Source organism: Arthrobacter sp. Soil761, assembly GCF_001428325.1.
Lineage (GTDB): Bacteria > Actinomycetota > Actinomycetes > Actinomycetales > Micrococcaceae > Arthrobacter.
Window position 1 is genome coordinate 119,048 of record NZ_LMSF01000009.1, and the last position, 21,487, is coordinate 140,534.

Consider the following 21,487-nt stretch of genomic DNA (forward strand, 5'->3'; position numbering starts at 1 on the left):
CGGCCCCTGTTTGTTTATGAGCTCCCTCCGTGCGGCTAAAGGCCTGCGGGGCTTGTTAAACGCCTGCGGGGCCTTTCCGTGGTGGAAAGGCCCCGCAGGGTTCGTTGTTACCGATGCCTCATCTAGTCGATTTCCACGGCAGCTTTCTCGTGAAGCTTTCCCGTCTCGTCGTGCCAGCCGGAGCTCAACGGCTTGAGCGTCGCCTCCACTGCACGGGCGTGGTGGCCGCAGAACAACAGCTCACCGCCGGAGGACTCGAGTACAACCCGGACATATGCCTGAGCTCCGCAACGGTCGCACCGGTCGAGTGCGTTTAGTGTGCGGTCTGCCACTGCTGTTGTCATGTCGGCCTCCTTAGTAGATCAGTACATCTATATAACCAGTATTCGTATCCGATCCATCGCAAGGATGGGGCAAGTTCGCTGTCCGCGTATCCGCAAGGTTAGGTCAAGAATTGCCCAGTTCCGCGGATCACGGAGGCTGGTGGCGCGGCGCACAAGGCGCTGCGGGTGTGGCAGACGGCTGTCGCCGCTGCCGCCGACTACCCTAGAAGGTGCGGTCCCAGCGCCGCTTCAACGTCCCTGAAGGAGTTCATCACCAGTGGCACCAAGCTCTGAGTACACCGCCCGGCACCTTTCCGTACTGGAGGGCCTCGAAGCCGTCCGCAAGCGTCCGGGCATGTACATCGGCTCAACGGACTCGCGCGGCCTCATGCACTGCCTCTGGGAGATCATCGACAACTCCGTGGATGAGGCGCTTGCCGGGTTCGGCCACGACATCCGCATCATCCTCCACGCGGACAACTCCGTGGAGATCCACGACGACGGCCGCGGCATCCCCATCGACAAGGAACCCAAGACGGGGCTCACCGGCGTCGAAGTGGTGTTCACCAAGCTGCACGCCGGCGGCAAGTTCGGCGGCGGCTCCTATACCGCCTCCGGCGGCCTGCACGGCGTTGGAGCGTCAGTGGTCAACGCCCTCTCGTCGCGCCTGGACGTCGAGGTGGACCGCGGCGGCAAGACCTACCGGATGTCCTTCCGGCGCGGCGAGCCCGGACGCTTCAAGGACACCGGGTCCCGCCCGGACCCCGCAGCGCCGTTCACTCCGTTCGTCGATGACTCGGTACTGGACATTGTGGGCAAGGCCAAGCGCGGAGTCACCGGGACCCGGATCCGCTACTGGGCGGACCGGCAGATCTTTACCCCGGATGCCAAGTTCTCCTACGAGGACCTTGCTGCCCGCGCACGCCAGACCTCCTTCCTGGTGCCCGGCCTCAAGCTCACCGTGCGGGATGAGCGCAAGCTCCCCGGAACCCCGGGGGAAGCCGGCCCGCACGAGGAGGTCTTCCACCACGACGGCGGCATCTCCGAATTCGCCGAGTTCCTGGCCGCGGACCCGGCCGTGACCGACGTGTGGCGGCTGCATGGATCAGGGAAGTTCAAGGAGACCGTCCCGGTCCTTGACGAACGGGGGCACAGCCAGCTGGCCGAGGTCGAACGTGACTGCGAAGTGGACGTGGCACTGCGCTGGGGCATCGGCTATGACAGCACCGTGCGAAGCTTCGTCAACATCATCGCCACCCCCAAGGGTGGCACGCACCAGTCAGGGTTTGAGCAGGCGCTGGTCAAGACTTTCCGGAAAGCCGTGGAAACCAATGCCCGCAAACTCAAGGCCGGCAACGACAAGATCGAAAAGGACGACATCTTCGCCGGCTTGACCGCGGTCCTGACCGTACGGCTCGCCGAACCACAGTTCGAGGGCCAAACCAAGGAGATCCTGGGCACCAGCGCCGTGCGCGCCATCGTGGCCCGGGTGGTGGAGCGGGAGATCTCCGCCAAACTGTCCTCCAGCAACCGGAACGACAAGGCCCAGTCGGCCCTGCTGCTGGAAAAAATCGTCAACGAGATGAAGTCCCGCATCTCGGCCCGCGTGCACAAGGAGACCCAACGGCGCAAGAACGCGCTGGAAACGTCCTCGATGCCCACCAAGCTCGCTGACTGCCGGACGGACGACGTCGAACGTTCCGAACTGTTCATCGTGGAAGGCGACTCCGCGCTGGGCACCGCCAAGCTGGCCCGGTCCTCCGACTTCCAGGCCCTGCTGCCCATCCGCGGCAAGATCCTCAACGTGCAGAAGGCATCGGTGGGGGACATGCTCTCCAATGCCGAATGTGCAGCGCTCATCCAGGTGGTGGGCGCGGGGTCCGGCCGCAGCTTCGACATCAATGCGGCCCGGTACGGCAAGGTGATCCTCATGACTGACGCCGACGTTGACGGCGCCCACATCCGGACCCTGCTGCTGACCCTGTTCTTCCGCTACATGCGGCCCATGATCGTGGAGGGAAGGGTGTTTGCCGCGGTTCCGCCGCTGCACCGGGTGGAGGTCATCAACGCCGGCCAGAAGGCCAACGAGATGATCTATACCTACTCCGAGGCCGAACTGCACGTCCTGCTGGCCCGCCTGGCCAAGGAGGGCAAGCGGTACAAGGAGCCGATCCAGCGGTACAAGGGCCTTGGGGAGATGGACGCCGAGCAGCTGGCGGAGACCACTATGGACCCGCGGCACCGCACCCTGCGCAAGGTGGGGATCGAAAACGCGCAGCAGGCAGAGGAGATCTTCGACCTGCTCATGGGCTCCGACGTCTCCCCGCGCAAGGACTTCATCATCGCCGGCGCGTCCAGCCTGGACCGGGAGCGCATCGACGCCTGACCGGGCGCAGGGTCGCCGGGCGCTGGGATGGGTTCGGCGATCCCGGGGCTTTGACAAGCCCACCCGCCGGGTTGAAGCGCGACGGCGGCGTCAGCCCAGCAGCCCTGGAACCACCAGCAGTGCCGTGGGCAGCGCCAGCAGCAGGACGGACCCGGCCAACACGGCGCTGCGGACGGCCGCAGGAAGCTGGGGCTGGGGGGTCAGGAGGCGGCTGACACGGGAGGCCGCGGTCCTGACCGCGTCCGAGCCCGGTCCGCCCGACGCCGACTCCAGCCCGGACAGGGCCAACGAGGGCGAGGACGGGCGGATGTCGCCGGCGCCCGCGTTTCCGGTCGACCCGCTGGCAACGATGGCTATCGCCTTGATGAGGGTGGCCTTGCTCTCCGTCCGCAGTGCGACGTCGTCGGCCAGCATCTCGATCAGGGAGTTGACCGATTCCTGTGCAAGCCGGGTGGTGGGCAGCCACGGGAGGGCCTGCCGCCAGGCGGCAAAGGCCCAGAGCAGCAGGTGGTGCCGCTGGCTGAGGTGCGCGTTCTCGTGAATCAGGACGGCCCGCAGCTCGTCCGGTTCGAGGGCGGCCATCAGACCGTCCGACAGCACGGTCACGGAGCGGGCGCCCCCCGGGAGGCAGTACGCGACGGGGGAGTCGTGGCTGATCACCAGCGTCCCGGCATCCTGGGCCGATGGGGAGGCCAACAGTGCGAGCAGTTCACGGTGCCGGCGCCGCTGCCGCTGGATCTTGTAGTACGTCAGCAGCAGCGTGAACACCAGGTGGGCCGTCAGCAGGGCAGCAGTGGACAGTGCGAAGATATGCCAAAAGCCCAACGCCGTGGTGGGGGCATTGAACAGCACCATTCCCGCCAGCGCGCGAAGCCCTGCGATGAGGTTGTCACCGATTGGTTCCAGGCCATAGACCAGCATGGCGCCGATCATGGAGAGTCCACCCGCGAGCGCGATCGCCTGCCACAGCAGCATGGCCGTGAACGGCGACCTTGCCGGCCATTGGGCCCGTGACAGGAGAATTGGCACCGGCCAGGCCAGGATTATCGCCAGGACCGCCAGCAGGTATGAGGCCCAGAACATGGTGTGCTAGAGGTGGCCCAGCAGTTTACGCAGCGTCTCGGCTTCACCTTCGGAAACGGACCCGATGAAGCGGGCCAGGACGGCCTCGCGGTCTGGGGCTGATCCGAGGACCTCATGCATGAGTTCGGCGGTGTGGTCCGCACGGCTGGACACGGCCTGGTACCGGTGCGGGCGGGTTCCGCGTTCGCGTTCCACCAGCCCCTTCTTTTCCAGGCGGGAGAGTACGGTGAGCACCGTGGTGACGGCCAGTTCCTTGCCTTCGTGGCCCGGTCCGCCCTGCGCCGCGGACGTGCGCGCCAGCTGATCCCTCAGGGTATTGGCCGTAGCCGCTTCCTGGCCCGCCCAGAGCAGGTCCATGACTGCCCGTTCCAGTTCACCAAGACTAGCCATTTCACTTTTCCTTTTGTTTCCCCGCACCGGGCATTCTAAGGCGCCCGGTGACGTCGCGCGGTTGTTCAACTACATAACCAAATCTACCCCGAAAACCGCCCGGGTTCTACATCGGGTAGAACATGTGGCGCGCCGGCCCCTGCCGCGCCATGCTAGGGGAGGGCGATTGGTTTTCGCCCGCCACTGCCAATGTTCTACACTTTGTAGAAGTTACAGTTCTACAAAGCGTAGAAAACTACATTGGCTAAACAGTAGGGACTGCCATGGACGCCTTGGAAATCGCACGCTGGCAATTCGGCATCACCACCGTCTACCACTTCATGATGGTGCCGCTGACCATTGGCCTGGGCCTGGTGGTGGCCGTCATCCAGACCGCCTGGTACCGCACCGGCAAACCCGAGTACCTGCGCATGACCAAGTTCTGGGGAAAGCTGTTCCTCATCAACTTCATCATGGGCGTGGCCACCGGAATCGTGCAGGAATTCCAGTTCGGCATGGCCTGGAGCGAGTACAGCCGGTTCGTGGGTGACGTCTTCGGAGCCCCGCTGGCCCTCGAGGCCCTCCTTGCCTTCTTCGTCGAGTCCACCTTCCTGGGACTGTGGATCTTTGGCTGGAAGCAGCTAAAGCCCGCCATCCACCTTGCCTGCCTCTGGGTGGCCGTTATTGGATCGGCCCTCTCCGCCTACTTCATCATCGTGGCCAACAGCTGGATGCAGCACCCGGTAGGGGTGGAAATGATCAACGGCCGGCCCGTCATGACCGACGCGTGGGCCGTCTTCACCAACAACACCGCGCTCGTGGCCGTCCCGCACACCCTGTTCGGCGCCCTGGCCGTGGCCGGCGGCTTCCTCCTGGGCATCGCCTGGTACCACCTGTGGCGGAGGCGGCACGACGGCGTTGACACGGTGGGTGCCGAAGGCAAGGTCATCCCCGGTGAAGACGTCCGCATCCCCGGCCGTGACCGTACAGACCACAGCGTATGGATCCGGTCCCTGCGGATCGGCGCCGTGGTGGCCATGATCTCCTTCGCCGGCACCGCGGTCACCGGCGACCTGCAGGGCAAGCTGATGTTCCAGCAGCAGCCCATGAAGATGGCCGCCGCGGAGGCGGCCTGCCACGACGGCACCGGTTTCTCCGTCCTGAGCGTCGGAAACGTGGGGTCCAGGAACTGCGACGACGTCGTGGCCGTCATCGAGGTTCCGGGCATCCTGTCCTTCCTTGCCAAGGGCGACTTCACCACCGAGGTCAAGGGCGTCAACAGCCTGCTGCCCGAGTACAAGGCCAACTACGGGACCAACCTGCCGGACAACCCCATCTACGGTGAGCGGGCCGGCCAGGAAATCGAATACGTGCCCGTCATGGAAGTCACCTACTGGGGATTCCGGATGATGATCGGATTTGGCGGACTCGCCGCCCTGGCAGCATTTGTGGCGCTGTGGCTCACCCGCAAGGGGACCGTGCCGGAGTCGCACTGGATGATGCGGCTGGCAGTCTTTGGCATCCTGGCCCCCTTCGGCGCCAATGCCGCCGGCTGGATCTTCACCGAGATGGGCCGCCAGCCGTTCGTCGTGGCGCCCAACCCGGATCCCAGCGGCATCGACCAGGTGTTCATGTTTACCGCCGCCGCCGTATCGCCGGGTGTCTCCGCAGGGGAACTGATCGCCTCGCTGGTGGCCCTGACGGCCGTCTACGCAGTCCTGCTGGTGGTGGAGGTGAAGCTGCTGGTCAAGTACATCCGCGGCGGCGTGGTCTCCGCAATGCCCGAACTGGTCCACACGCCGGTGGACGAGAACGAGGACGCCACCCCGGGACCCGGCGGCCCCGGGGACGCGAAACACGCAGACGACGTCCTGGCCTTCGCCTACTAGCCCGAAACCAAGCAGAGGAAACAAACAATGGAACTGCTTCCCACCATGTGGTTCATCGCCATCGCGGTGCTGTGGACCGGCTACCTCTTCCTGGAGGGCTTCGACCTGGGCGTGGGGATGCTGATGAAGCTCTTCGCCCGCGACAACACCGAGCGCAGGGTGCTGCTGAACACCATCGGACCCGTCTGGGACGGCAATGAGGTGTGGCTGCTGACCGCCGGCGGCGCCACCTTCGCAGCCTTCCCGCTCTGGTACGCGTCGCTGTTCTCCGCGCTCTATCTCCCGCTGCTGGTCGTCCTGCTGGCACTGATCTTCCGGGCGGTGGCGTTCGAATACCGCGGCAAGGTGGACACGGACAGCTGGCGGAACCGGTGGGACTGGGCCATCGCGCTGGGTTCCTTCTTTGCCGCCTTCGGCGTGGGCGCCGCACTGGCCCTCACCACCACCGGCCTTCCGCTGAACTCCAACGGCGACCGCGAAGGCGGCCCCATGGCCTGGTTCAGCGGCTACGCCCTGCTGGGCGGTATCGCCGTGGTGGGGTTCGCGCTGCTCCACGCGCTGGCGTTCCTCGCCCTCAAGACCGACGGGGAGGTACGGCACCGCGCCCGCCAGTGGTTCGTTCGGCTCCTGCCGGCCCTGCTCCTGCCTATCGCGGCGTGGGCCCTCGCCATCCAGTTCATGGACGGCAAACCCTGGACCTGGGCCGCCGTCGTCCTGGCCGTTGCTGCGGCCGTTACTGCCTGGCTGCTGGCCCGGAAGGGCTCCGAAGGCCGGTCCTTCCTGGCCCTGGGCGCCTTCCTGGTTCTGGGCACGGCGTCCATTTTCGGGGCCGTGTTCCCGGTGGTGCTGCCCTCCACGCTGGACAGCGCGTTTGACCTCACCATCTCCAACGCCTCCTCCTCGGACTACACCCTGGGACTGATGAGCATTGTGGCAGCCTTTGGCCTTCCCCTGGTGATCGCCTACCAGGCCTGGACCTACTGGGTCTTCCGCCGCCGCGTCAGCGCCGCCCACATCCCGGAAGCCCACAGCTTCCTCCCGGCGGTGGCCGCCAGGGCGTTCACCACCAAGGGCTGACGTGCGGCCAACCTTTCCCGCCGGTCCGGCCACCCGTTCAGCAATCTACTGGCTGGGCGTCCTGGCCGCGCTCAAGGCGCTTTCCCTGGTGCTGATCGGCCAGGCCGTGGCCTCGGTCCTGGCCGGACTCGTGGCCGGAAACCCGGACTGGGCAACCCAGCTCGCCGCCGGGCTCGCCGGCGTCGTCCTCCGCTCCCTGAGCGTCTGGGGCCAGGCCGTCGCGGGCCGCCGGGCGGCGCTGGGGGTCAAGGAAGAACTCCGGGCAGAACTGCTGGGGCGTGCCCTGCGCACGGGCGTCCGGTCCTCCGGGCCGGGTGACGGCGGCCTGGCGGTGCTGGCCACCCGCGGCCTGGACGCCCTGGACAGCTACTACACCCAGTTCCTTCCCGCGCTGGTCAACTGCGCCGCCGTGCCGCTGCTGCTGGGGGCACGGATCCTCTTCGCGGACTGGGTGAGCGCGCTGGTCATTGTGCTCACGGTGCCCCTGATCCCGCTGTTCATGGTGCTGATCGGCCGGTACACCGAGGACAGCGTCCGCCAGGCCCAGGCGTCGCTGGCCCGGCTGTCCGCACACATGCTGGAGCTCGCCAAGGGCCTGCCGGTCCTGGTGGGACTGGGCAGGGCAACCGCCCAGCGCAAGGCCCTCGAAGAAATCTCCGAAGAGTACCGCTCCCGCACCATGGGCACCCTGCGGACCGCGTTCCTGTCCGCCCTGGCCCTGGAACTCATCGCCACCATCTCAGTCGCCGTGGTGGCGGTCTTCATCGGCGTCCGGCTGGTCCACGGCGACATGCCGCTGGAGGCCGGCCTGCTGGCGCTGCTCCTGGCACCGGACTGCTACCTTCCGCTGCGGGAACTGGGCACCGCCCACCACGCCAGCGACGACGGCCGGGTGGCACTCGCGGAAACAGCCGCCGTGACCGGCGCGGCCGAAGCGATACCCCTGCCGGCGGCCAGGGCCGGCAGGCCCGGTGCCCCACTCGAGGTCACCGGACTCACGGTGACCTACGCCGGCCGGTCCGGAGCCGCCGTCGGCCCCCTCACCTTCACCGCCCCCCAGGATCGGATCACCGCCCTGGACGGACCCAGCGGTGCCGGCAAGAGCACTGTCCTGGGCGTACTGGCCGGAACCATCGGCGCCGGTGACGGGGCGGGCATCACCGGATCCATCAGCGGCCTGGACCGCAGTTCAGTAGCCTGGGTGCCGCAGCATCCCGTCATGGTGGCCGGAACCGTGCTGGAGGAGGTGCTGCTGTACCTCTCGCCGGACCCCACCCATGGCCCCGACCGCTTTACCGGCGAAGAGACTGCCCGCCGCTGCCTGGAGAGGGCCGGAGCCACCCACCTGGCAGCGAAGCACCAGGCGGAGCTGAGCCCGGGCGAGCTGCGCCGCGTGGCACTGGCCCGCGGACTGGCCAGGATCGAGGCCGGTGCCACCCTCCTGCTGCTGGACGAGCCCACGGCACACCTGGACGACGCCTCCGCACTCATTGTGGAGGAGGCCATCCGGCGGCTCCGCGGCCAGGCCACCGTGATCCTGGTGGCCCACAACCAGCGCACCCGCCGGCTCGCAGACCTGCTGGTGCCCGTCGTGCCGGCGGTCCGGGCTGCCGCAGCACCGCACCACGGCGGCGGCGCGACCGGCATCCTGCCCGGCCCCGGCGGAAGCGGCTCCACCCAACCCGGCTCTGCCGACGCCGCTTCCGCCGGCAATGTCAGCGCACGCGTTGACGACGCGGCGGAAGCGGGCACCAGCGGGTCCGTCAGCCCAAGCGTTCGCGCTGCCCCAGGCGCGGCCCGCCTCCTGGCGGCCCTCCTGGCGCCGGTGCGGGGCAGGTTCGCCACCGCTGCTGTCGTGGGCACCCTGGCGGCCGTCTTCGCCGTCGCGCTTTCCGGCCTTTCCGGCTGGCTCATCATCCGGGCCAGCGAGCAGCCGCCCATTCTCTACCTGCTGACGGCGATCGTCGGCGTCCGGTTCTTCGGCATCGGCCGGGCCGTTTTCCGCTACTGGGAGCGGCTGCTGCTGCATGATGCCGTCTTCGCCGCGCTCACCCGCCTGCGCGGCCGGCTCTGGGAATCTCTGAGCCGCAGGGCGCTGTCGCTGCGCCGGCTCCTGCAGGGCGGCAACGTGCTGGGGACGGTCATCGACGATGTGGACACGGTCCGCGACCTCCTTCCACGCGTGGTCCTGCCACCCCTCACGGCGCTCGCGGTTTCCGTCCTGGCCGTGGCTGCCACCGGCGTGCTGGTGCCGGCGGCCCTTCCCGCAGTGGCCGGCGCGGCCATCAGCGGCCTGCTGCTGGCACCCGCGGCCGCCCTGTGGGGAGACCGCAAATCCGCCAACGCCGAGCAGTCCCTGCGGTCCGGCGTCCTGCGCCGCGTCACCGCTGCCCTCGATGCCCGGGCCGAACTGCACGCCAACGGCGTGGCGCCGCGCGTGCTTGACGCCCTGCTGGCGGAGGACCGCCAGGCCACGCGCGCATCGCAGCGCTCTGCCTGGGCCGACGGGCTGGGACACGGCGTCGCCACCGCGGCCTGCGGCACGGCAGCCCTGGCGGCCGCGTGGCTGGCAGCTCCCGGGGTCCTTGCGGCCCAGGTTGCCCCGGCCACGGCAGCCGTGGTGGTCCTCCTGCTGCTGGCACTGGTGGAACCCTACGCAGCGATGACGACGGCGGTCCGCCAGTTCCCCGCGCTCCGTGCCGTGATGCGCCGGGTGGGGGAGTCGGGCGCCCTTGACGGCCGCCTCGACGTGTCTGCTGGGCTGCAGTCCGTTCCCGGCCGCGCCGGCGGCACTCCGGGCCTTGAACTGGTGGACCTGGCCGCGGCCTGGCCCGGAGACGTCCCGGTCTTCTCCGGCGTGTTCGCGGTGGCAGGTCCCGGGCGCTGGCTGGCGGTCACCGGACCATCGGGGTCGGGAAAGTCCACCCTGCTCTCGGTGCTGCTTGGCTTCCTGCCGCCGGCCGCGGGACGGGCGCTGGTCACCGGCCGGGCGGCGTGGTGTCCGCAGGAGGCACACCTGTTCGACTCCACCATCCGCGGCAACCTCATGCTGGGCCGGCCGTCAGGGAACGGTGCACCAACCCTGGCGGACGACGAGCTGGAGTCTGTCCTGGCCGCCGTCGGACTTGCCGGCCTGGTGGCCCGGCTGCCGGCGGGCCTGGACACCCGGATCGGTCCCGGCGGTGCCTTCCTGAGCGGCGGCGAGCGCCAGCGGCTGGCCGTGGCGCGGACCCTGCTGACCGGTGCGGAGGTGATCCTGCTGGATGAGCCCACTGCCCACCTGGACGCCGAATCGGCGGCAGCCATGCTGGCGGACCTTCGCACGGGACTCCGGGACCGCACCGTGGTGCTGGTTACCCACAATCCTGCTGACATCAAGGCCGACGACGCCAGGCTGGATCTTTCGGCCTTCGCCGGACAACCCCGGGAATCGTTGGCCGCTTCCCACTAAGGCGGGACGGTCCCCGGCGTGCCTGCGCCTTTAGCCGCTGACGTCGTGAAGGTGGTGGACGACGTCGTGCAGGAAGTACTGGGACAACGTGAGGACGGTGAACTGTGAGCCGTTGCTGCGCAGCCCCTTGCGTCCCCAGTCGTCCTCATGGACTCCGGCGAAGGACTCGGCGGCCTGGTGTCCTTCCGCCGCCAGTTCGCGGCCCACCTCGGCCGGATCGGCATTGGCGTAGTCCTTCTCGATGGCGGTCCGGTCCTGGTCCCAATCCTCGAAGCGGGCGTCATCCTCTGCCAGCATCAGGTTCAGCCGCTGGTCGAACAGCGCGAAAACGTCCCGCACATGGCACGCGTACTCCAGCGCGGACCAGGTGTGGTCATCGGGGCGCTGCGCCGCGTCCGGCCGGCGCAGGACGGCGAGCCACCGGGGGATCAGGCTTTCGATGCTTCCCGGTACCGTTGCCGGGGTGGCGCTGGAAGCGTCGAAATGGCATTCCGGGCAGGGGCGGGACAGGACCCAGGTCCAGTCCTTTTCATCAGGAACGATAGGCATGGGAGCAGTCTAAGCGGTGGGCCGAAAGACTCTGGGACCCGTGCAGCGCCCGGCATAGCCTTGCCGCATGAGCCCGGAAGAGCGCGGGGGTGCGGAAAGCGGTGCCGAAAGCATGGTGCGGCTGGCGGGCCTGACCAAGCGGTTCGGCCGCAACACTGCGCTCGACGGCGTGACACTCACCATTGGGACGGGCGAGGTGTTCGGCTACCTGGGCCCCAACGGGGCAGGCAAGACCACCACCATCCGGCTCCTGATGGGGCTGCTGCGGCCTACCTCCGGTACAGCGTCGGTGCTGGGACTGGACGCCTGGCGGCAGTCCCGGGACGTCCACCGCCTGGTGGGCTACGTGCCAGGTGAGCCGGCGCTTTACGACCGCCTCACCGGCAGCCAGCACGTGGCCTACTGCGCCCACCTCCGGCACCGGGACGACGGCAAACGGGCGGCCGAGGTGGCGGCCCGGCTGGAGCTGGACCTGGGCCGGCCCGCACGCACGTTGTCCCGCGGCAACCGCCAGAAGCTCGCCGTGGTCCTGGCGGTGATGTCGCGGCCGCGGCTGCTGGTGCTGGACGAGCCGACCAGCGGAATCGACCCGCTGGTGCAGCAGGTTTTCCATTCCATCCTGCGTGAACATACTGCCGAGGGCGGCTCCGCCTTGTTTTCCTCCCACGTGCTGGGCGAGGTGGAGCGCGTGGCAGACCGCATCGGGGTGGTGCGCCAGGGACAGCTGGTGGCGGTGGAGCGGCTGCAGGACCTCGCCGCACGTTCACTGCACCGGGTCCGGGCCCGCTTCGCCGCGGAGGTGTCCGCGGCGGAGTTCGCCGGCGTGCCTGGCGTGCGGGACCTGCTGGTGGATGGGACCACGTTGAGCTGCAATGCGCCGCAGGCGGCCCTGGATGCGCTGCTGAAGCTGGTCAGCGCCCGGGAGGTGGTGGACTTCGAATGCTCTGAAGCGCCGCTGGAAGAGACGTTCCTGAGCTACTACGGAATGGACGGACCCGGCAGCGCCAGCCTCGCCGGCGCGGGAACGGCGGCGCGCCATGCTGGCTAACGTCCTGCTGAAGACGCTCCGGGACCAGGGCAGGCTGCTGGTGGCGTGGGCCGTCTCCCTGGCACTCATCGTGGCAACGTACGCGGCCGTTTGGCCCGCGGTGAAGTCACAGCCCTCCATCAGCAGCTTCATCGAGCAGATGCCGGAGGCGTTCCGCTCGCTTTTCGCCACCTCCAGCGCCGACATGTCCACTCCCACCGGATACATCCAGGTGGAGCTGCTGTCCTTCATGGGGCCGATTGCGGTGCTGATCTATGCCATCAGTTCCGGCGCGGGCGCCATCGGCGGGGAAGAGGACCGGCACACGATGGACCTGCTGCTTTCCAACCCCGTGGGGCGGGGCCGGGTGGTGGTGGACAAGTTCCTGGCCATGGTGCTGGGCACCTTCCTGCTGGCCGCCGTGCTGGGAATATCGCTGGTGGTGGAGGGCAGCATGGTGGACCTGGTCCTTCCGGCCGGCAAGGTGGCTGCCGCCATGCTGCATTTAGCGCTGCTGGGCGTCGTTTTCGGTACCCTTGCCCTTGCCCTTTCAGCAGGGACCGGACGGACCGGCCTCAGCCGCGGTGTTCCGGCCGTGCTGGCCGTCCTCGCCTACATCGTCAACGCCCTCGCGCCGCTGGTGGATGCCTTCGACCGCATCCAGAAGGTGTCGCCGTTCTTCCAGTACGTTGCCCATGACCCCCTGCGGCAGGGCGTGGCCTGGGACAGCGTGCTGGTGTCCGCTGCCACCGTTGCCGTGCTGCTGGGGCTTGCCGTCGCCGGCTTCCGGCGCAGGGACATAGCGGGCTGAGCGCCGGACGCGCGGCATCGCCCGGCTATTCCCCGGCTGCCGGTCCGTCCGTCCATGCCATCGCCGGGCCCACTGCTTCGACGGCCTGTGAGAGCGGGACGCCGGAGCCGTCGCGGCGGCCATGCTCCTGCGGCAGCGACCGGGCCACCCCGGCAGCGGATGAAGCCTTGGCCGGGCCGTGCCCTGCCCAGGCCAGCAGCAGCATGTCCTCACCCTTCAGGAACCGGTGCGACCGGACTCCGGCGGTGGCACGGCCCTTGGCCGGATACTCGGAGAAGGCTGTGACCTTGGCGGTGCCAGGGGCCGTGCCCGGCAGGGCGCCGTTGGTCCCGGCGATGGTGACCACGACGGCGGCCTCGTCCTTGGGCTGGACGGCGCCGAAGAAGATCACCTGGTCACCTGCGGCGAGCTTGATGCCCGCCATCCCGCCGGCGGTACGCCCCTGCGGGCGGACGGCGGCGGCGGGGAACTTCAGCAGCTGGGCCTCCCTGGTGAGGAACACCAGTTCGGTGGCATCGTCACCGGCAGGAGCCACGCCCACCACGGTGTCCTTGTCCTTGAGGGTGATGACTTCCCAGTCTTCCCGGTTCAGCGGGTAGTCCGGCTGGACGCGTTTCACCACGCCCTGGGCGGTGCCGATGGCCAGGACCTCATCCAGGCGCACGAACGCCACCAGGGTTTCGCCCTTCACCAGCGTGAGGAAATCCTTTGCGGGGACGCCGCCCGCCAGGTTGGGCAGTCCGGCCACCGGCGCCAGGACCGGCATGTCCATGACCTGCAGCCGGAGCATGCGGCCCAGCGACGTGACGGCGGCGATTTCGCCGCGGGCCGACGTCTTAACCACTGAGGTGTACACATCATGCTTGCTCCGTGGCCCTGCCTCGGCCAGTGGCTCCTGGTTGCCGGTGCGGGCTATCTGGCCGGACGCGGTGAGGATGGCCCAGCAGGGGTCGTCCGCGATCTCCAGTGCCAGCGGCACGGCCTTGCCCTTCTTCCCGTTGGCCCCGGCAAGTTCGGCGGACGCAACGGTGGGGGACACGGCCTCGGACTCCAGCAGCACGGTGCGGCGCGGGGTGCCGTGGTCTTCGGCAATGGCACCCAGTTCGTCGGAAACCACGGTGCGCAGCAGTTCCTCCGAGCCCAGGATCGCCTCCAGCTCCGCGATCTCGCGGCGAAGCTCGTCCTGCTCCTTCTCCAGCTCGATCCGGGAATACTTGGTCAGCTGCCGGAGGCGCAGTTCCAGGATGTAGTTGGCCTGGATTTCGGTGAGGTCGTAGATGGACATCAGCCGCTCGCGGGCCGCGGCGGCCTCGTCCGAGGAGCGGATGATCTGGATGACCTCGTCAATGTCCACGATGGCGATGAGGAGGCCCTCCACCAGGTGCAGGCGGTCCTTCTTCTTCCCGAGCCGGAAGGCGGTCCGGCGCCGGACGACGTTGATGCGGTGGTCGACGTAGACACGCAACAGGTCCACCAGGCCCAGCGTCTGCGGCTGGCCGTCCACCAGGGTGACGTTGTTGATGCCGAAGGAGTCCTCCATCGGCGTGTAGCGGTACAGCTGCTGCAGCACCGCGTTCGGGTTGAAGCCGTTCTTGAGCTCGATGACCAGCCGCAGGCCGTGCTTGCGGTCCGTCAGGTCCACGATGTCGCTGATGCCGGTCAGCTTCTTGGCGTTGACGGCATCCTTGATCTTCTCGATCACCTTTTCCGGGCCCACCATGTACGGCAGTTCGGTGACCACCAGGCCGGTGCGGCGCGCGGAGAGCTGTTCCACCTCCACCTTGGCCCGGGTCTTGAACGAGCCGCGGCCGGTGGCATAGGCGTCACGGATGCCGTCCAGGCCGACGATCCGGCCGCCGCTGGGCAGGTCCGGGCCCGGGACGAACCGCATGAGGTCATCCAGGGTTGCGTCAGGGTGCGCGATGAGGTGCCGGGCGGCGGAGATGACCTCCACCAGGTTGTGCGGGGCCATGTTGGTGGCCATGCCGACGGCGATGCCGGTGGCGCCGTTGACCAGCAGGTTGGGGAAGGCGGCGGGAAGGACGTCCGGCTGGGTCAGCTGGTTGTCATAGTTGGGGACGAAGTCCACCACGTCTTCGTCGAGGTGGTTGGTGAGGGTGAGGGCGGCCGCAGCCAGCCGGGCTTCCGTATAACGGGGTGCTGCCGGGCCGTCGTCGAGCGATCCGAAGTTGCCGTGCCCGTCGATCAGCGGCAGTCGCAGCGAGAAATCCTGCGCCATGCGCACCATGGCGTCGTAGATGGCGGCGTCGCCGTGGGGGTGCAGCTTTCCCATGACTTCGCCCACCACGCGGGCGCTCTTGACGTGGCCCCGGTCCGGGCGCAGCCCCATGTCGCTCATCATGTACAGGATGCGGCGCTGTACCGGCTTCAGCCCGTCGCGGGCATCCGGGAGGGCCCGGGAGTAGATCACCGAGTACGCGTACTCGAGGAAGGAGCCCTGCATTTCGGACGTGACATCGATATCGACGATGTTTTCCGTGTAGTCGCTCTCCACGATGGGCTTGGAACTTTGGCGGCGGGCCATGGGGTTTGGTGAATCCTTCTGGGGTTACTGTGCAGCCTTGGGGGTGTGCTGCGTTAGTTTTTGGCTAGGCTAAGCCTATGGTGGATCAGCCCGGGGACGGCGAATATCCGGAACATTGGGAAGCCGATGTCGTCCTGCGTGACGGCGGGACAGCGCATCTCCGGCCCATCCATCCGTCGGACGCGGACGCCGTGCAGGCCTTCCACACCGGACAGTCGCAGAATTCAATCTACATGCGCTTCTTTGCGTTCAAGGCCAGGTTGTCGGCCAAGGAGCTCAAGCGCTTCACCGAAGTGGACTACAAGGACCGGGTGGCGTTCGTCATCACCATCCGCGGCGAAATCGTCGGCATCGGCCGCTACGACCGGCTTGCCGATCCCACGGAGGCCGAAGTTGCTTTCAACATCTCCGACGCCCACCAGGGCCGGGGAATCGGCTCCATCCTGCTGGAGCACCTTGCCGCCGCCGCGCATGAAAACGGGATCCGGAAGTTCACCGCCGAGGTGCTGCCGGAAAACCGCAAGATGCTGATGGTCTTCTCCGACGCCGGCTACGACGTCAAGCGCCATTTCGACGACGGCGTCGTCAGCCTCGAGTTCAACATCGACCCCACCGAAAAATCGCGCGCGGTCATGGAATCCCGCGAGCACCGCGCCGAGGCGAGGAGCGTCCGGGACCTGCTGGCGCCGTCGTCCGTTGCCGTCATCGGTGCCAGCCGCAAATGGGGCACCGTGGGGTACCAACTGCTGGAGCACATCATCGAGGGCGGCTTCCACGGGTCCGTGTACGCCATCAACCCGGAGGCGCTGGAACTGGCCGGGATGATGTCCTACGGCAAGCTCTCCGAAGTCCCCGAGCCCGTCCAGCTGGCAATCATCGCCGTTCCCTACGAGGAAGTGGCCGGCGTCGTGGCGGAGTGCGCGGCAGCGGGCGTCAAGGGCGTTGTGATCGCCTCGGCAGGTTTTGCCGACGACGGCGAGCGGGGCCTGCTGCGGCAGCGCGCCCTGGTGCGCCAGGCCCGGGCCAGCGGGATGCGGGTGATCGGCCCGGCGTCGCTGGGCATCGCCAACACTCACCCGGACGTGTCGCTGAACGCGTCGATGGCGCCCACCATGCCGCTGCGCGGCGGCCTGGGCCTGTTCAGCCAGTCGGCCGCCATCGGCGTCTCGCTCTACGCCGCCTCGGCCCGGCGCCGGCTGGGACTGTCCAGCCTGCTCTCGGCAGGCAACAGGGCGGATGTCTCCGGCAACGACATGATGCAGTACTGGGAAGACGATGCCGACACCTCCGCCGTAGGCCTCTACCTGGAGTCAATCGGCAACCCGCGCAAGTTCTCCCGGATCGCACGGCGCCTGGCCCGCACCAAGCCGGTCATCGTGGCCAAGTCGGACACCATGGGGCTCCGTCTGCCGCCCGGACATGCCGTCCGGACCACCCAGGCGCCGGCCGGGGCGCTGGATGCCATGCTGCGCCAGTCGGGCGTGATCCGCGTGGAAACCGTGGAACAGCTGGTGGATGTGGCGCAGGTGGTGTCCGGGCAGCCACTGCCCGCCGGAGCCGACGTCGCCATCTTCAGCAATTCCCAGGCGCTGGGCAACGTGGTGGCGGACAGTGCCGCCGCGCACGGGCTGGGCGTTGCCCGGGTGGTTTCGGGACTGGACCTTGATGCCGGCCAGTCGGTGGCCCTGCCCGCACTGCGGACCGCCCTCCTTGACGCCCTGGCCTCCGATGCCGTGCACGCCGCCGTCGCCGCGCTGCTGCCTGCCCGCGGGCTGACTGCCGACGCGGTGGCGCAGGTCCTGGCCGAATGTTCAGCTACTGCCGGGAAGCCGGTGGTGGCCGCCTTCACCGGCATCCTGGACCCCGCCATCAACGTGGAGGGCCTGGTGGGAGCGAAGGGCTGTACCGTCCCCTGCTTTTCCAACCCCGGGGCTGCCGTGGCCGCGCTCGCGGCCGTGGTCCGTTATGCGGAGTGGGCCGGCCGTGACCAGGGGCATTTCGTCGAACCCGCCGGCTGCGACCCCCGCAAGGCGGAGGCCGAGCTGGACGCCCTGCTCGGGGACGTCACGGGCGACCAGCTCAAGCAGCTGGACCCGGCCGCGGCTGCTTCGCTGCTGAAGCATTACGGCATCTCAGTCCTGCCCTCTGCAGGATTCACCACACCGGACGAGGCCGTGGCAGCGGCAGATGCGCTGGGCTGGCCGGTGGTGCTGAAAACCACCGACCCCGCGCTGCGGCACCGGCTTGACCTTGGCGGGGTCAGGCTGGGCATTGAGGACGCCGAATCACTGCGCCAAAACGTGGTGCAGATGCGGCGCGCGCTCGCGGCCTACGGTGATCCCGCCCTGGAAGTACAGGCGATGGCGCCGGTGGGACAGGCCTGCACCTTCCGTGCCATCGAGGATCCGTTGCTGGGCCCGGTCATTTCCTTCGGCCTCGCCGGCGACGCCGTCAACCTCCTGGACGACTGGTCACACCGGGTTCCGCCGCTCTCCGCGGCGGACGTGCACGACTTCATCCGAGCTCCGCGGGCGTCCCGGAAGCTCTTCGGCTACCAGGGCCTGCCGGCTGTCGACGTCCCTGTGCTGGAGGACCTGGCCGCCAGGCTGGCCTGGATGAAGGACAACCACCCGGAGATCGCGCTGGTGGAATTCAATCCGGTTTTGTGCGGCACCGCCGGGGCCACCATCCTCGCCGCTGATGTACGCATCGGCAACGCCGCGCAGCGCACGGACAGTGCCCGCCGCGCCATGCTGGGCTGACGCGGTTAGCAAGTGACCGGACGATCTGTGAAAATGGGGGCATGAGCTTCCAGCCTCCCGCTTCGGCGCCCGAAACGCCCGGCAATGAAAACCAGGCACTCCGCCAGCACAGCTCACACAACCACGGAACACAGGGCCAGAGCCTGGAAGACGCGCTGCAGAAGGCCGGCTTCTACCCCCGCCTGGTCTCCGACGTCGTCGACGACGCACTGGACGGCCGGGACTGCGTGGCCCACCTGGTGCACCTGGAAACCCACTTCGACCGGGCAGAGGTGCGCCGCCACATCACCGTGCTGGTCCTCACCGCGGACATGCTGGTGATCACCCACGTGGACGACCAGCAACTGGACGAGGCGGGGGAGCAGATCGTCGCCCAGATCTCCACCGAGTCCGTTCCCGTGGCCCAGATCCGGTCCGTGGTCCTGAGCTACATGTACGCCCAGCCGCAGAACTACAAGCCCTCCGACCCCGTCCGGGAACTCACGTTGTCCATTGCATGGTCCGGTGGCCAGCGCCTGGACATGGGTCCGGCCAGCTGCGGCGATCCGCAGTGCGAAGCTGACCACGGCTACACCGGAACCATCGCCCAGGAAGACATCGTGCTCCGCATCAGCGCGGAGGCAGACGGGCTGCAGGCAGTGCAGGACGCCAAGCTCTTCGCCAGGGCCCTGCGGGCGGTCAACACCGGTTCCGCGGCTCCCGTAACCCATGCCCAGTCCATGGGTCCGCGGACGCGGTCCGGGGTGTTCGGCAACCGGCTCAGCCGCGGGCACCAGCAGCGCTGAGATGCCGGAAGACCGCCACCGCGCCATCCAGGAAACCCCAACCATCGGCCGCACGCCCGACCTTCCAGCCCCTCCCGCCTACGGACAGCGTTCCGTGGCTGAAGTCCTCACCAGCGCCGCGGCAAGCCTCGGCGTGGAGGGCTTTACCAATACGCTTGGGCTACCGGACGCGTCCCGGGTCTGCGTTGTACTGGCTGATGGCCTGGGCAGGAACCTGCTGAAGCAAAAGGCGGCCCACACGCCCTTCCTGCGGTCCGTGATCCAGGCGGGGCAGGGCGAGGTCCCCGTGTGGCTGGATTCCGCCTTCCCTTCCACCACGGCGGCGGCGCTGTCCAGCTTTGGAACCGGACTTCCGCCGGGCCAGCACGGCATGGTGGGCTACGACGTCCTGGACCCTGGCCAGGACAAGGTGGTCAATCTGCTGGGGAACTGGGATCCGGGCGTCGACCCGTCCACCTGGCAGCCTTTCCCCACGGTGTTTGAACAGATCGCCGAACAGGTGGACGTCAGCACCGTCAGCCTCTCCCAGTTCGACGGCTCGCCCATGACCCGCGCCGCGCTGCGGGGCGGCAGGTTCATCTCCGGGATAACCGCGCATGCGCGGACCGCGGCCGCGGCCGAGGCCATGGCGGCCTCTGGCCCGTCCCTCATGTACTTCTACGTCAACGAACTGGACAAGGCGGGCCACCGCCACGGCTGCCGTTCCGAGCAGTGGGAACACCAGCTGGAGGAGCTCGATTCCACCGTCAAACGGCTCAACTCCACGCTTCCCGCCGGCACCACCATTGTGCTCACCGCAGACCACGGCATGTTGGACGTCCCGGAATCCCAGCGGATTGATTTCTCCACCGACCCCGGGTTGGTGGACGGGGTGCGCCATACGGCCGGTGAACCGCGGATGGTGCACCTGTACCTGGAGGAGGCGGACCTGGAAGCCGGTGCTGGGGCAGCGGAACGGCTGCTTGCCGCCTGGAAGGCGCGGTTCGGCGACCGGGTATGGGCCTTTACGCGCCAGGAAGCCGTTGCCGGGGGACTATTTGGTGACGTCCGTCCCGCTGTTGCGGGCAGGATCGGTGACGTGATGATCGCGGCGCGTGACGCCGTCGCACTTTATGACGGCCGGCGGATGCGGCCCACCGCCATGGAAGTGGTGGGCCAGCACGGCTCGCTGACGAAGGCGGAGCGGGAGGTCCCGCTGCTCTGCTTCACCGCCGAAGGAAGGAACCGCCGGCGTGGCTGAACTCATCTTCTTCTCCGGCACCATGGACTGCGGCAAATCGACGCTGGCGCTGCAGATGGACTACAACCACCGGGCCCGCGGCCGCGGCGGCGTCCGCTTCAGCCGCAACGACCGCGCCGGAGAGTCCCGGATCTCCAGCCGCCTGGGCCTGGAGACGGACGCCGTGGAGGTGCTGGACAGCACCGACTTCTGGGAAGAAGTCATGCTTCGCCGCACCCAGGGCCAGCGTGTGGATTACCTGATCTGCGACGAGGCCCAGTTCTACTCCCCGGAGCAGGTGGAGCAGCTGGCCAAGGTGGTGGATGAAATCGACGTCGACGTCTTTGCCTTCGGCATCACGGCCGACTTCCGCACCAGGCTGTTCCCGGGTTCGCAGCGGCTCATCGAGCTTGCCGACCGGGTTCAGGTGCTGCAGGTGGAGGCGCTGTGCTGGTGCGGGCGGCGTGCAACGCACAACGCCAGGACGGTCGACGGCGTCATGGTCACCGAGGGCGCACAGGTGGTGGTGGGTGACGTGGACATGGTGGTTGAGGCTGCCGCCGCCCCGGACGCCGGGCATGTACCCGTAGTGGGCTACGAAACGCTGTGCCGGCGCCACTTCATGCGGCGGGTGACGGCCCACGGCGCCAACCTGATGGCCCAGCAGGACCAGTTGCTGCCGTTCGACGTCGACGCCTGCCTCTGGCGCGGTTCCGGCGGACCCGGCGGGAGCCGTGGGGCTTAGCCCCACCGTCTTCGTCAAAGAAACCCCTGAAGCGGGGCTGCCCTTGAAACTGAGGTGGCCAGCTCTGTTTGTCGGACCCCCTTGCCATGATGGGTTTATGGGGAARGCGGCGGTGGTGAGGGCGTTCGAGGAGATCCGTGCTGCCCTTGCTGTGCTTCAGGCTGAGGTGGACGGGGCGGGTCTGGAGGCGTTCGCGGATGCTGATGCGGTTTCTGATCCGCTGGCCGGTTTGGCGGATGGGTGCCTGGACATCCTCGCCGGGGCCCGGGAGGTCGAGGCGCGGGTTGCGGGGGTGAAGGCGAAGGCTGCGGTGGCGTACGCGGAGGCTGCGCATGCTGTGGCGGGGCCGGACGTGCCAATGGTGGCGCAGGAAATGGCGGTCGCGGCGGAGATCGGGTGCGTGCTGGCCCTGGGTCCGCGGGCGGCGGCGTCGTTCCTGGCCACCTCCCACGCCCTGACTGTTTCC

At 68.2% G+C, this 21,487-nt stretch carries 15 protein-coding genes and 1 pseudogene; 11 read left to right on the forward strand and 5 right to left on the reverse strand.

Annotation, left to right across the window (positions count from 1 at the left end; genetic code table 11):
• Positions 1-122 precede the first annotated feature (122 nt).
• A complete protein-coding gene (locus ASG79_RS07535) occupies positions 123-344 on the reverse strand; it encodes a hypothetical protein (RefSeq protein WP_018769678.1) in 222 nt (73 codons plus the stop codon).
• A gap of 256 nt (positions 345-600) precedes the next feature.
• Here ASG79_RS07535 and ASG79_RS07540 point away from each other — a divergent pair, with 256 nt between their 5' ends.
• Positions 601-2,709, forward strand: coding sequence for a DNA gyrase/topoisomerase IV subunit B (locus ASG79_RS07540; RefSeq protein ID WP_056389822.1), 2,109 nt, complete (start codon positions 601-603; stop codon positions 2,707-2,709).
• A gap of 90 nt (positions 2,710-2,799) precedes the next feature.
• Here ASG79_RS07540 and ASG79_RS07545 read toward each other — a convergent pair whose 3' ends face one another.
• Both ASG79_RS07545 and ASG79_RS07550 read right to left on the reverse strand, forming a co-directional pair.
• Positions 2,800-3,792 (reverse strand): M56 family metallopeptidase, encoded by a 993-nt coding sequence (locus ASG79_RS07545; protein WP_026265832.1) that lies wholly within the window; start codon positions 3,790-3,792, stop codon positions 2,800-2,802.
• A 6-nt stretch (positions 3,793-3,798) separates the two neighbouring features.
• On the reverse strand, positions 3,799-4,182 hold the full coding sequence (locus ASG79_RS07550; RefSeq protein WP_018769682.1) for a BlaI/MecI/CopY family transcriptional regulator: 384 nt from the start codon (positions 4,180-4,182) through the stop codon (positions 3,799-3,801).
• Positions 4,183-4,445: 263 nt separating this feature from the next.
• Between ASG79_RS07550 and ASG79_RS07555 the strand changes: the two genes are divergently transcribed.
• The 3 genes from ASG79_RS07555 to cydD are packed head-to-tail and all read left to right on the forward strand — an operon-like array spanning position 4,446 to position 10,578.
• A complete protein-coding gene (locus ASG79_RS07555) occupies positions 4,446-6,050 on the forward strand; it encodes a cytochrome ubiquinol oxidase subunit I (RefSeq protein WP_056389825.1) in 1,605 nt (534 codons plus the stop codon).
• A 27-nt stretch (positions 6,051-6,077) separates the two neighbouring features.
• Positions 6,078-7,127 (forward strand): cytochrome d ubiquinol oxidase subunit II, encoded by a 1,050-nt coding sequence (cydB, locus tag ASG79_RS07560; protein ID WP_056389829.1) that lies wholly within the window; start codon positions 6,078-6,080, stop codon positions 7,125-7,127.
• A 1-nt stretch (position 7,128) separates the two neighbouring features.
• Positions 7,129-10,578: a thiol reductant ABC exporter subunit CydD gene (gene cydD, locus ASG79_RS07565; RefSeq protein ID WP_056389831.1), complete on the forward strand. Its 3,450-nt coding sequence runs from the start codon at positions 7,129-7,131 to the stop codon at positions 10,576-10,578.
• A gap of 30 nt (positions 10,579-10,608) precedes the next feature.
• Here cydD and ASG79_RS07570 read toward each other — a convergent pair whose 3' ends face one another.
• Positions 10,609-11,127, reverse strand: a complete 519-nt coding sequence (locus ASG79_RS07570) for a DinB family protein (RefSeq protein WP_018769686.1) — start codon at positions 11,125-11,127, stop codon at positions 10,609-10,611.
• 67 nt (positions 11,128-11,194) lie between these two features.
• Between ASG79_RS07570 and ASG79_RS07575 the strand changes: the two genes are divergently transcribed.
• Together ASG79_RS07575 and ASG79_RS07580 are read left to right on the forward strand one after the other, a co-directional pair.
• On the forward strand, positions 11,195-12,175 hold the full coding sequence (locus ASG79_RS07575; RefSeq protein WP_056389832.1) for an ABC transporter ATP-binding protein: 981 nt from the start codon (positions 11,195-11,197) through the stop codon (positions 12,173-12,175).
• On the forward strand, positions 12,165-12,965 hold the full coding sequence (locus tag ASG79_RS07580) for an ABC transporter permease subunit (protein ID WP_056389833.1): 801 nt from the start codon (positions 12,165-12,167) through the stop codon (positions 12,963-12,965). Before ASG79_RS07575 ends, ASG79_RS07580 begins: the two co-directional genes overlap by 11 nt.
• Before the next feature lie 25 nt (positions 12,966-12,990).
• On the opposite strand, the gene ASG79_RS07585 is transcribed toward ASG79_RS07580, so the two are convergent.
• Positions 12,991-15,510, reverse strand: a complete 2,520-nt coding sequence (locus ASG79_RS07585) for a DNA topoisomerase (ATP-hydrolyzing) subunit A (protein ID WP_056389836.1) — start codon at positions 15,508-15,510, stop codon at positions 12,991-12,993.
• A gap of 77 nt (positions 15,511-15,587) precedes the next feature.
• On the opposite strand from ASG79_RS07585, the gene ASG79_RS07590 reads away from it, so the two are divergent.
• The 5 genes and pseudogenes from ASG79_RS07590 to ASG79_RS07610 form a co-directional block, all read left to right on the forward strand.
• Complete coding sequence (locus ASG79_RS07590) at positions 15,588-18,272, forward strand: bifunctional GNAT family N-acetyltransferase/acetate--CoA ligase family protein (protein WP_056389839.1); 2,685 nt, start codon at positions 15,588-15,590, stop codon at positions 18,270-18,272.
• Between the two features lie 41 nt (positions 18,273-18,313).
• Positions 18,314-19,057 carry a DUF5998 family protein gene (locus tag ASG79_RS07595; protein ID WP_018769691.1) on the forward strand — a complete coding sequence of 248 codons (744 nt, stop codon included), beginning with the start codon at positions 18,314-18,316 and terminating at the stop codon, positions 19,055-19,057.
• Between the two features lies 1 nt (position 19,058).
• Positions 19,059-20,297, forward strand: coding sequence for an alkaline phosphatase family protein (locus ASG79_RS07600; protein WP_056389842.1), 1,239 nt, complete (start codon positions 19,059-19,061; stop codon positions 20,295-20,297).
• Complete coding sequence (locus tag ASG79_RS07605; protein WP_018769693.1) at positions 20,290-21,021, forward strand: thymidine kinase; 732 nt, start codon at positions 20,290-20,292, stop codon at positions 21,019-21,021. The genes ASG79_RS07600 and ASG79_RS07605 overlap by 8 nt, the downstream gene beginning before the upstream one ends.
• A 97-nt stretch (positions 21,022-21,118) precedes the next feature.
• Positions 21,119-21,487, forward strand: a pseudogene (locus ASG79_RS07610) (endonuclease); the annotation flags it as partial.

Excerpts from the sequence above, each read along its gene's own strand:
- ASG79_RS07535 (WP_018769678.1), bottom strand. The coding sequence starts at position 344 with ATGACAACAGCAGTGGCAGACCGCACACTAAACGCACTCGACCGGTGC.
- ASG79_RS07545 (WP_026265832.1), bottom strand. The coding sequence starts at position 3,792 with ATGTTCTGGGCCTCATACCTGCTGGCGGTCCTGGCGATAATCCTGGCC.
- ASG79_RS07550 (WP_018769682.1), bottom strand. The coding sequence starts at position 4,182 with ATGGCTAGTCTTGGTGAACTGGAACGGGCAGTCATGGACCTGCTCTGG.
- ASG79_RS07555 (WP_056389825.1), top strand. The coding sequence starts at position 4,446 with ATGGACGCCTTGGAAATCGCACGCTGGCAATTCGGCATCACCACCGTC.
- cydB (WP_056389829.1), top strand. The coding sequence starts at position 6,078 with ATGGAACTGCTTCCCACCATGTGGTTCATCGCCATCGCGGTGCTGTGG.
- ASG79_RS07570 (WP_018769686.1), bottom strand. The coding sequence starts at position 11,127 with ATGCCTATCGTTCCTGATGAAAAGGACTGGACCTGGGTCCTGTCCCGC.
- ASG79_RS07575 (WP_056389832.1), top strand. The coding sequence starts at position 11,195 with ATGAGCCCGGAAGAGCGCGGGGGTGCGGAAAGCGGTGCCGAAAGCATG.
- ASG79_RS07580 (WP_056389833.1), top strand. The coding sequence starts at position 12,165 with ATGCTGGCTAACGTCCTGCTGAAGACGCTCCGGGACCAGGGCAGGCTG.
- ASG79_RS07585 (WP_056389836.1), bottom strand. The coding sequence starts at position 15,510 with ATGGCCCGCCGCCAAAGTTCCAAGCCCATCGTGGAGAGCGACTACACG.
- ASG79_RS07590 (WP_056389839.1), top strand. The coding sequence starts at position 15,588 with ATGGTGGATCAGCCCGGGGACGGCGAATATCCGGAACATTGGGAAGCC.
- ASG79_RS07595 (WP_018769691.1), top strand. The coding sequence starts at position 18,314 with ATGAGCTTCCAGCCTCCCGCTTCGGCGCCCGAAACGCCCGGCAATGAA.
- ASG79_RS07600 (WP_056389842.1), top strand. The coding sequence starts at position 19,059 with ATGCCGGAAGACCGCCACCGCGCCATCCAGGAAACCCCAACCATCGGC.